The sequence below is a fragment of the Bacteroides sp. An279 genome (assembly GCF_002159615.1).
GTDB classification, from domain to species: domain Bacteria; phylum Bacteroidota; class Bacteroidia; order Bacteroidales; family Bacteroidaceae; genus Phocaeicola; species Phocaeicola intestinalis.
Map to the genome: position 1 here is coordinate 1 of NZ_NFJA01000109.1, position 11,133 is coordinate 11,133.

Annotated in this window: 7 protein-coding genes and 1 pseudogene; all 8 read right to left on the bottom strand. The window is 42.5% G+C overall.

The features are described from left to right. A pseudogene (locus tag B5F78_RS14570) lies at window positions 1–106 on the bottom strand (transposase); the annotation flags it as partial. Between the two features lie 443 nt (window positions 107–549). Then, window positions 550–1,863, bottom strand: coding sequence for a hypothetical protein (locus tag B5F78_RS14575; protein WP_087407049.1), 1,314 nt, complete (start codon window positions 1,861–1,863; stop codon window positions 550–552). 13 nt (window positions 1,864–1,876) lie between these two features. Further along, a complete protein-coding gene (locus B5F78_RS14580) occupies window positions 1,877–2,644 on the bottom strand; it encodes a metallophosphoesterase (RefSeq protein ID WP_087407046.1) in 768 nt (255 codons plus the stop codon). Between the two features lies 1 nt (window position 2,645). After that, window positions 2,646–3,233: a metallophosphoesterase gene (locus tag B5F78_RS14585; protein WP_087212640.1), complete on the bottom strand. Its 588-nt coding sequence runs from the start codon at window positions 3,231–3,233 to the stop codon at window positions 2,646–2,648. Window positions 3,234–4,259: 1,026 nt separating this feature from the next. Continuing rightward, on the bottom strand, window positions 4,260–5,111 hold the full coding sequence (locus tag B5F78_RS14595; protein WP_087407047.1) for a DUF7281 domain-containing protein: 852 nt from the start codon (window positions 5,109–5,111) through the stop codon (window positions 4,260–4,262). A 9-nt stretch (window positions 5,112–5,120) separates the two neighbouring features. Continuing rightward, window positions 5,121–8,771, bottom strand: a complete 3,651-nt coding sequence (locus tag B5F78_RS14600; protein ID WP_087407050.1) for an ATP-binding protein — start codon at window positions 8,769–8,771, stop codon at window positions 5,121–5,123. Continuing rightward, entirely contained in the window at window positions 8,755–9,312 is a 558-nt protein-coding gene (locus B5F78_RS14605) for a condensin complex protein MksE (RefSeq protein ID WP_087212630.1), read from the bottom strand. The genes B5F78_RS14600 and B5F78_RS14605 overlap by 17 nt, the downstream gene beginning before the upstream one ends. Then, window positions 9,302–10,501 carry a hypothetical protein gene (locus B5F78_RS14610; protein WP_087407048.1) on the bottom strand — a complete coding sequence of 400 codons (1,200 nt, stop codon included), beginning with the start codon at window positions 10,499–10,501 and terminating at the stop codon, window positions 9,302–9,304. The genes B5F78_RS14605 and B5F78_RS14610 overlap by 11 nt, the downstream gene beginning before the upstream one ends. Between the last annotated feature and the right edge of the window lie 632 nt (window positions 10,502–11,133).

Here is an 11,133-nt window from a genome sequence, read left to right on the forward strand (position 1 = left end):
GCTTCCACTTGCGGAAGTAGTAATAGACGGTTTGCCAAGGGGCGAAGTCAGAAGGAAGCATACGCCACTGGCAGCCGGTCTTGTTGATATAAAGGATGGCATTCATCCCGGCAGTCCGCTTTGTTGTAACTGCAGTTCTAATTCTTCAAATTCTAGTCTGTTCATAATACTTGAGGTTTGATTGTATTTGCTATCGCAAAGCTACAACAAAACCTTAAAGTGTAAAAGGTGCATTTGTTCAAATGCTTACTGATATTCTGATTGGAATATTATAAAAACATCCTCATCACTTAAACGTCTGCCGTCTGTCACTACATGTATATTCACATGATAGCCCATTAACAGCTTCTTCCTCCTGATAAACCATATGGTTGTGGACAGTTCTATCGAATCGGATAATGCCTGGCTGTTGAAAGTTGTCAAGAATCATATTATCAAATATCAGAATCAAGCAAATTATCAGCACTATTTCGAATCAGTGCCGATAATTTGCATACTACCGATTTTCAAATAGATTGCCAAAGTACGTCAGCCGATGAAAAATAAGAGTTAAGTAGCCCTAAGCTTCTCCACTTCCTGCCATTCTACATTAGAGACAATCGCCTGATATTGCTCCTTAGTCAGAACCGAATTAGAATCGTCCGTACATTCATATTTCCACGGCAGTTCATAGACAGTGCCCTCTTCCTGGTAACCCATATAGTTGTGAAAGGAGTCGGGAAGCAGCCGCACATAATCTTCTTCAAGCAGGATTTTCAGGAGCTTTTCTGCATCGTATATCAGCAGCGGTGTCCCGGCCTTATACAGAGCCGTAGCCACCTCAATAGCCAGCCCGACATTGGACGAGTAACTGTTGGAAACAACAATCTTCCATCCCTGAGGTTGAACATTTGAAGCTAAGATATTCAGACGTGAAAGCCCAAGTTCACCGTAATGGTCAGTTGCGAACCGCATGAAATCCTCCGGACTGTCAATGTCATACATTTCCATTACATCCCCGAACTTCTTCCGCTTGTAGTAGACTACATCACGCAATTCTTCCGGAACATCCTGCGGATCTGTATAGATACGCCCCCTGAATCCACGCTTCCGGTGATAAGCCTCATACACCTCGTTGGCAATGCGGTAATAGGTGCAATACTTTCGGATGGTCATGGTTTCTAAAAGAGGGGCAGAATGCCAGTGCACCGACTCCTCCAATGCCTTGATAGCCATTTCCCGATCTTCCACCTCAATTTTGAAATTCGGTACTATGCGGTTAAATACCTTTTGTGCAATCCGTCCTGTACGCTGCTGGTACGGCAGGTTATGTGCCACGTAATCGTTGAACCCATCGGAATTCGAGACAACGACATCAATCATCCTTTGCAGATAGTTGAAGAGGCGGGTCAGGTTCTCTCTGCACCACGTATTATCTGGCTCTGCATCCGTGCACTTGGAGTCATTCGTAATAATAAAGCTGATCCGCTTCCGGTCCGTAACACGGATTGACCGGGAATCCACGTATCGGTTCGAAGCAACATGGAACCACCTGGTCTCCATCGGGTTGAATGCCAACCAGTCAGCTAAGAACGCCTCCCGGCTGTCATATTCCCCGAAAGCAATCAACTCCTCAACATCTCCCCATTCTTCCGGAGTAGGTCGCGGCACCTCGATATAGAATCCCCGGTATTCATCATCGCCCATTGCGGCCAACCGCTCGAACCGATGTTGAATATCAACCAGCCGTTCCAACATATCGCCATCAACAGCAATCTCCCATTGGCGGCTTTCGCCCAACGCCTCCAGATGCGAAGCGTTCAAGCCAACCTCCTTCGCCAAATCGGCAAGGAGCCTTCTATCTATGATCTTTCTTTCGTACATTTCTGTATGTCCATTAAATTTCAATAAACTTGCTCGGATCAAATCCGTTCATCAGGTGTTCATCTTCAAAAACATATCCCATCTGGTTACAGATTATACGGGTTCCGCCAATCACAGTGCCGATATTGGTATGCGAATGCCCGTAAATCCAGGCATCAATCCGGCTGTCAGCTATCAGTTCTCCATATTCACTGGCAAATGCGCTGTTCAGCACGGAATCCCTATGATGCTGAGCCACTACCTGAAGTGTCGGCAGGTGATGCGTAACCACTACGATATGAGGTGCCGTACTTTCCTTGATACTTTTCCGAATAAAGTCAATACAGGTCTCGTGCATCCAGTTGAACTCCTCCACCTGTAGTAGTTTTCCACTGAACTTAATCTGACGGAAATCGTTCATGCCTTTCCATACAAAATATTCATCGTTCGGATTGACCCGTGACCACAGCGTACTCAGCACGAAATCGGTATCATCAATGCGAACAACCTGATTCTGATAGTAGCCGACATTCTCCCGGAACATCCACCGCCATTGCAGCCCCCGTTCCATCACATCCGAATAGTTGTAATATTCGTGATTGCCGGGGACAATCAGCACCTGTCGGTAATTCTCTGAAGCCCATTTCCAGAACTTTGTCAGTGGAGCCACCTTGTCTTTCAGGTAGAATATGTCTCCGACCAGCACCAGTACATCGCCGGTAACCGGCAGCTCATTATGTTTCAAATATCTGCTGTTTTCCTGGAACTCCAGGTGCAGATCGCTCATGTATTGTATCCTCATCTTATTGCTCTCCTTTCTTTGATTGTTCTATCTGCTTCTCTATGATTGCCTTTACCCGTGCAAATGAGACAGGGGTGAAATCATTGTTATCTACTCCAACATCATACTGCGTGGGAAAAAGCATCTTTAGCCTCGGAGCGTCCTTCCCGGTGTTGTGCCTGCTGGTATGTACATGTCCGAAAAGCTGCCAGGTGCCATTGTATGAACCGCCATAGCAAAGGAACGGACAGTGATTCAGATAGATCTTCTGCTTATCTACCTCAATATACATCTGCATCACAACCTGTTCAAAGTATTTCCTGTAGTCCTGTCTCAGATTCTTTATGTCATGGTTGCCAATAATAAGATAGATTTTTCCATTCAGCCTGCTCAGTACGTTTATCCATTCAGCAGAACCTCCCAGACAAAAGTCACCTAAGTGAAACACGATATCATCTGGACTGACCACGCGGTTCCAGTTGGAAATAATCGTTTCATTCATATGGGCCACATCCTTGAAAGGCCTGTTACAAAACCTGATGATATTGGTATGATTGAAGTGGGTGTCGGATGTAAAGAACACCCTGCTTCCGTCAAATTTATAATTCATAATCTCCTTTAGTTTTGTGCGCATCACTGCGCGGTTCATACAAAATCTAATACCCATGGACGGAAATGACGGAGAAGGTCGTATGATGCGAACGTCACCAGTGGGCAAAATAAAACCGTTGAAAAGTTTGGCAAGGACTTTCCAACGGCTTCAATTAATTCTGGAGGGATATCTGCATCTAATATATCCCAGCCTGTTTATAATATGTTCGTTGGAAAGCGCTTTTGAATTTATCGAAGGATTCAATGCTTGAAGTTTGAACATATGGCATACGCTCAAAGCATGATGTGCTTCGATATGATATATTTGATAATATGTTCATTCTATTATGTTGCATCGTGTCTTTATAAATTTCCAATTGCATGGCAAAATTATAAAAGATTTCAGGAAATGCACCTAACTAGAGTCAGAAAATTCTTCTTTTCCTTAGGTCAAATATAGATTTTCCTCCGAACCTTGGTAAGATTTCCCTCCGTAATGGTCTGATGTCGGTTCATTTTGGGATATATGGCAAAATTTGTTTGTTCCCGTTTTCTATGACTTCTTTCTGTCATGCACAAAGCCTATAAGAAATATTCCCACCTGATTCTATACCGAATTTTTTGCAAAAATTCGGTATGCCTTTTATGACAATTTCGACAAATCTGTGTCTTTTTGTCAAAATTGTTATCACCTTCAATTACTTTTTGGGCAAATGTCATATGTTCGCTATGGAGAAACATAACCTACTGATTTGAGATGCACCGATTCTCTACCTATATTGAACATCCACAATACCATTCATTTGCCCAGAAAAATTCAAGGAAAAACATTGGAATATGAAATCTATCAACTAAATTTGCAACTACATACTCACCCCGCTTCCCATAAGAACAGCGCGCTCTGGGTGAGTCTTTTTTTGTAATTCAAAAGAGAGAAAGGATTGACTAGTCCTAAATAACTGCTGCAAGTTTTAGACAAAAATACAGCTCAGCAAGACTATCCTTACTGAACTGTATTTTTATAACTTTCAATTCTTATCCGTTTCTACGGATTACAACATATGTAACCCTCTTGATCATAAGCTTTTCGCTCATGATGAATTAAATCTATCAACTGTTGTAATTCGCACACATCCGACTTAATGTCTTTGAAACGGTAATACTGTTCATCATATCTTTTCCGAGAACCGGACTTCAGACGGGATTCTATATCATCCGGAATTAAGTAGGAAGAACGTTCTTTGCCCAAATATTGCTGAAACTCATAGAGAAAAATATTTATTCCTGCCAAATCAAAGTCACCGAAGTGAAGATAATGATTGGATATAGTACACAGCCATTTCCTAAGGTCGGTCGATTGCGGATACCTGGATACGAAAAGTACTTTATCTGAAAGAGCATGATTATGAAGATATCTATCAAAGAGTGTCCGCTGCCTGCGAATCATTCTGAAATTTTCCATATTCTCTATACCAATCACTACTACATCTTCCGGAATTGTAAACTTCTCCCAGTCCGAGACAAAAAGAAAACTCCCTTCCTGCGGATTTACCACCAACGGTTTTTCGTCAAGAAAACACTCAATAGGTTCATAACTGTTTACAGGAAATCCCGGACAGGAACGGACCATGACGAGTTTGGAGTTTCCTGTCTCCGCAGCCATTGTGGCACGGGAATCTGAAGCATTTACTTCGAGAAGGCGATAACGCTCATCCTTATCTACAAGAAATCTTTTCAGCGCCTCAGCATCACGGGCACGATATGATTTTCTTGAGCCACGTGATACAACCAACAGCAGACCTTCTGCCAACAGCTCATCAAGCAACTTACTGTTCAGCCTCGACCCGGCAACCAGTTCACCGGCTAACAATGCCTGTATAGGCGCACTTAGTGCCATATTATCCGATTAATTTATTCGTTTCAACAATTTCTCTACCCTTGTCCTTACTCCATGCTTACTTAACAGGTATGTATAGCGGTAGTCGTATGGATTATACGATGTAGGTGAACTGTTGATAAGATAGATATTGCGTGAATTGGCAAACTGCAGAATGCCTTTTATATTGGTAGGATGCAAGCGACCTATCTCATCCATCATGCAGTGTACGATAAAATCACCACTTTTTTTGGCAGCCTTTTTCTTAAACACATTGATGAGCATGATATTAACCATTGCTTTCACAAGAATATCCGTACCATCCGATCCTACATTATTAATACGTTCAACCCAGCCGGTGTCATTGTCGTTCTCTTTCACACGGAACTGTAAACGGAAAGCGTCCCCCAAAGATACAGTCGGACGATTCGGTTCGTTCTGCAACTGATGAGACAGGCTCTTCAGATAATCTACGACCTTACGGTTCACTTCATCCCGATTATTATTTGAGAAAAGGTTCAGTTCGCCGATAGAAAAAGCATTCTCTACCGCATAATCGTGAATGGATATAAGCAGTTTCATGAGTTTGTCAGATGATTCATCTGCCCTGAGTTCAATACTCTTGATTACTCCTGCAAAATTCTTTTCTATAAAATCACGGTTTATATCCTGTATCACCCCATCCACATCCGACCTGCGTTTCATCAGTGAACCGATTTCCGCCGAGATACGTCCCAAAATATCTTTATAATGCTCGCTGGTACGTCTGCGGAACTCCTCGATTTTATTATTGTCCATAAAGTCCTGCAAATCCGCTGCAATCTCCAAATAGTCATTGTCTGTTACAGGCATTGTATTGAAATGGAAAGCATTTTGGGGCTTGAAGTTACGGTTGAAACTGACAACTATGGATTTAAGCTTGTCTATCGATTCACGCTTCTGATTGACTGTGCCCCGAAGTTGACTTAAAAGTTGCTGACAATCCAACTCGGTCTTCTTCATCTTGTCATCAGAGAGGAAAGCATCAGGCACCAGATGCTCATTTTCTACCATCTGATGATAAAACATCAAGCCTTCTCTCCTATGCGTCAGTTCACCACGAACCTTTTTCCGGCGCTCTTCCATTTCTTTACATTTTTTCCCGATACGTGTCCGCCTGTCTTCATAACGCTGACGTATCATGGCGAGCCGCTGCTCTATAGTCTTAATTGCCTTTTTGATTTCCGGCTCCTTGGCAAAAAGATTTTGCTCTGTGTCGCGATATCTGATAACAATTGAACGTTCTTCATCAATCCTCATCAACAGAGCCTTTAAATCATTTAAAGCCCTGCGGTATTGCTCGAGCAGGTTCGTATCAACGCCCTTGCCTGCAAGTTCGGCTTTCTGCTGTTCGTTGAGTTGTTGCTTCTGTGCAACGAATTCCTGATTACGTTCGGCCGCTACAGCATCTTGCGACTCCTTGAAAATACGCAATTCCTCATCGAGTGCTTTGGCTGCTTTGTTAAACGATGAATCGAGCTCCTTAAGGTCCTTTTTATTTTTCAATTCATGCTTATTGCGCGCCTCTTTCTCCGAATTCACATGCAGTACTGCCTCATTAAAGGAATGTTCACGAACATCTTTTTCTCGGGCAATCTGTTCCTGTTCTTCCATCTCCAGCTTATGCCTGCGGTTTTGCAGGTTCTGCCGCTTGGCTGGCACCTGTTCTTCTTCCACCTTCAACGATGTCATTTTCTGACGAAGCGGATTGACCTGTACAGCATATTTCTTGCCAAGTTTAGCTATCTCTTCCTGAAGAGTAACAGGCAATTGCGCAAGCTGATGGTTAATCTGCCGTACCTGCTCTTCCAGGTTATTCTTCTCCAATCTATATTCATCAGGCGTACGATGCACAGAGGCAATATTATCCAGGTTTAACTTTACGCCAAACATGCCATTAGCCACAGTGTCCAACTGAGGGTCAAGCCCTTGAGCATATAGAATCCTCTCTTCGTCAACGACTTTGCCTATCGTGTTCTCCCAACCTTCAGCGTTTTCACAAAGCCACTTGTAAAGAGAACCGTCTAAACGATCCAATAAATCATGAATCTTCGCGATTTGTTCACGCATTTGTGTACGGTCAGCGTCAAGACGTTCCTGCTCACGCTGAGAGGCTTGTTTTATCTCCGTTTCTTTCATCTCATACTCGGCAGTAATCCGGGCAATCAGATTTTTTACCGCTGTCTGTTGGGCCGCATTCTCTTTTTCCGTAAAATTCAATTGTTGCAGTTCCTCATCTACTTGCTTTATTTCAGTAGCTTTGGGATGCCAATGCCGGAGTTCCTTCAGCGCATTTTCAGTCCTGTTCTGTTCGGTCAACAACATTTGCAGACGTTCGTCAGAGTCGTGTCGCCAGCTGTTGAAAGTCTCCATAACCTGATTCCTGTTTCTGGTACGTTCTTCTTCCAAGCTCTTACGCTTTATCTGAAGTTCGGTCTGTTTCTGATAATATGCTTCTTTCTGCATGTTCCCAAACGCCTGACGTGCATTTTCCAGTTTACCTCTTGCAATGTTGTACTTTTCTTCTATCGATGCATAAGCTTTCAACAAATCATCCAATAGCGTTTGTTTATCAGCAGCCTCCTGTCTGATAGCAGACTCACGACCGGCAAGAGCGAGTTTGTCATCAATACCCTCGTCAGCGAAATACTTTCTTGCCTGTGCTATTTCCTTCAATTTACCCTTTTGGGCACCAAGGTCCTGATTGAGTGCGTCTTTTTCTTTATCATATTCTGCCGTAAGTTCCTTTTCACGGTTATGCTCTTTCTCTATGTCCGCTTCAACTTCTGCGGCTTCTATCTCCAAAAGAGGTATATGCTTTTCACTATAAGCTACAGCATGATTGAGCATGTGCCATACGTCAGACAACTGCTGGTCGAGTGCTACAATTGTACGGCCCTGTTCAGCTATCTTCAATGCTTGCTGACGCACAGGGTAACTGCCATCACGTGTTTGCCGGAACCAACAGTCTATCTCGTCATACTCCCGCTCAAAATCTGTAACAAGTCGTCTGTAGGTCTGCAAATCAATCGGCAAATCCTCATCAGTCATGGATTGTATAATCGTATTCTTTACAAAGTCCGCATCAAGTTTGGTATTCAGAAAGACATTCTGAATGCTTCGTGGGATATTCTGATAATGCGAGCTCTGCACCAGTGCATAACGCGCATATTTATGGTCATGAGTGTTGCCGAAGATTATATCCTTAAACATCACACCAGACTCGATTCTTGCAGAAACAGCTACGTCTTTGTCTATACGTTCGCGAATCTTCACCCAGTCACTCAATACCTGCTTGTCATCGTCTATCAGCCATTCACGCTGATAAGGTGCATCAATAAACCGCCATGAAGCGCGTCCCTGATATCTGCCGACAAGTATCGTATATGCGCCATTGTCTCGAATCACTTCATAAAGTATATAAGAGTTTGACTGGCGAAAATAAAATTCATCAAACGATTTCTGTCCCTGTTGAATACCCAAATGCTGTTTATCCGCATTGTAGAAAAACAGCAGTGCCCTCAATACCGTACTTTTACCGACACCCTGAGTCCCTGTGAAATGCACATTCCCGTCTACAGATATCTCTGCATACGGAATATTGGCACTATTGATAAAAATAATCTTATTCAGGTATTTCATCTTCATTTGCAATTTGAATTATTTCAACCAATTCTTCGACATAGCGGAATGCCGAAGTAACCTTAAAGGTCTCATCAAGTTCGCTGATACACTCTGCAAAGCCCATGTTCTGCATTTCCTGAAGCAGTTTGTTTACTATTTCAACATTAGACCCCACACCGTATTTCTTGAACAAACGGTTTGCCTTTTCCTTCAGTTCGATATCCAGACTGATCTGTTCTGTCAAATGACTTTTGCGGAACTGATATCCTGCAGCAAATGACTGATTATAGCATTTCAGAAAATCCAGATAGTCAAGCCATTTTGAAAAGCTGTCCAATTTCTGCTCTATCGTCTGTTTACCCTCTCCTATTCTTGAAAAATAGAAGTAACCATTACCAGATTCCAGTTGCAGACCGATTTCCTTGAAGTATTCTGTATAATCTTCCAAATTCTCCTCGATATCCTCATACAGATGACGGACAGAGGCATCTGCACTGTCTACCGAAAGAAACTCTCCCCGGCTTAACCGCTCGTATATTCTTTGAGTATTATTTCGCATAAATTATAGGATATTCAATGTCTTGATAAATTGCATATTCGCCTGTTATCCGGCATTCATCAGGATGCAAGATAACCAACTGACAGAAGAGGGTAGCATGTTCTTCTATGCTACGTTTTACTTTATAGTCATACCTCAGAATGAATTCAAACAGATTATAACTTGATGCTAAAAATGCATTCCAGACTTCGGCAGAATCCACCTCCTTCAATTGCCGGATATGTTCTTGCAAGTCTTCCTCTGCCAGAGGCCCGGCTTCCGTTCTGGCTGTTTTCTGTACCCCATTCCGTTCAGCAATTCGTCTCAGCAACTTTACTACCTGATCGTTTTCCCTTAGCATTTCTAAAGACAGGCGAATCTTATTATATTGGCGGGATTCCATCCAAAGAGGATTCCTTTCTTCCAGAACTTTTACAAGGTTCGTATCGGTCTTGATAAGCAACTGATCTTGCAGGAACTTCAACTTCCGTATCTTTTTGTAAAGTTGATTTTGCAGGTCTATCTGATTGATATAGGAAATAATCTGTCTGTCAATTTCCATTAGCGCATGATAGGCTTCTACAAAATCATGTTTCACATCGCTACAGGTCTTTGCCATGTGCGGATCATTGGCCATGATGAAAAAGGCGTGTTCATTATCCATCAGTTTTTCACATTCACGTATCATGGCACGAATGCTATGGCTCTTTTCATCCAGATTCTCCAGTTTCTTCTTTTTGATGACATAATTGGGTTCTTGCTTATAGGCATTGTCCATATTACGCTTCAAATCCACCACATTCTTCAGGGTCCTGAATCCGGTCTTCTTTAAAAGTTGCCGCACACTATCCTGATATCCGGCTTTGCGGTTGGGATTCGTCTCTTGCAAGAAATAACCGATATTCTCTTTCAGGGTGTTGATACATTCCTGTACGCTTAATACGCTAATTTCCTCATTGACATTCAGCACTTCCTCAAAGAAGTTCAGATAGTCGCTCTCAATCTCAACCGCATTTCCGGATTCCACCAGCACACCATAATCAACCAGCTTTCTCAATCTTTGTTCATTTCCTCCGACAAGGTCAATGGCAAGCCCCGACGGAAACTTCATAAGCTTCCGCTTCCCAAACATCTCACTTAGCAATCTTTGCTCACGTGAAAGCGTTTTCGTCAGTTCTTCTATACTTCTAAAATGCGTCAGGACATCCATATATTCAAAACGACCAGTCCATCACGTTCCTTGCGTTGATTTAGAATGATGTTTTTCATTCCCTATATTGTTATTCAAATGCAATATTACTATTTTTCATTCAAATAACAATGTCTGTTGCACAATATATGTACTATTTATGCACTACAAAATCATTATTTATGCGAATCAGAAGTTAAACGTAGTTATGTTTCACAGGAGTTATCACTTCGTTCAGGAGTTAAAAGCCAATAGCTTTACTTCTGAAAGCGGTGCAAAAGGTATTGGCTTCTAACTCCCAGCCGCATTGGCGGGCGATAACTACCTATAACTCCCTTTTAACTCCTGATTGGCATTATTGAGTAAAATCTTACATCGTTGTGACCAAGAACTGCCATATCATAAAACCTTGTATCCTACGTACACATAGCGGTTTTACTCCTCAAGTTGGGATTCCATACCGACACATTATAAGTTACAAATAAGAAACTGTTCTGAATTTATCGTGCGATGATTGGGGATGAGTTTTCGAGGCATTTTTTGTTTCTGTGATGAGGAAGATAGCGGGCTATCTGACGAAGAACAGAAGCGGAAAGGACCAAAAAATCGCCCAAAGCACACACGAAAACGAACACATCAAGCCAAGAAAAACT

Excerpts from the sequence above, each read along its gene's own strand:
- B5F78_RS14575 (WP_087407049.1), bottom strand. The coding sequence starts at position 1,863 with ATGTACGAAAGAAAGATCATAGATAGAAGGCTCCTTGCCGATTTGGCG.
- B5F78_RS14610 (WP_087407048.1), bottom strand. The coding sequence starts at position 10,501 with ATGGATGTCCTGACGCATTTTAGAAGTATAGAAGAACTGACGAAAACG.
- B5F78_RS14580 (WP_087407046.1), bottom strand. The coding sequence starts at position 2,644 with ATGAGGATACAATACATGAGCGATCTGCACCTGGAGTTCCAGGAAAAC.
- B5F78_RS14605 (WP_087212630.1), bottom strand. The coding sequence starts at position 9,312 with ATGCGAAATAATACTCAAAGAATATACGAGCGGTTAAGCCGGGGAGAG.
- B5F78_RS14600 (WP_087407050.1), bottom strand. The coding sequence starts at position 8,771 with ATGAAATACCTGAATAAGATTATTTTTATCAATAGTGCCAATATTCCG.
- B5F78_RS14595 (WP_087407047.1), bottom strand. The coding sequence starts at position 5,111 with ATGGCACTAAGTGCGCCTATACAGGCATTGTTAGCCGGTGAACTGGTT.
- B5F78_RS14585 (WP_087212640.1), bottom strand. The coding sequence starts at position 3,233 with ATGAATTATAAATTTGACGGAAGCAGGGTGTTCTTTACATCCGACACC.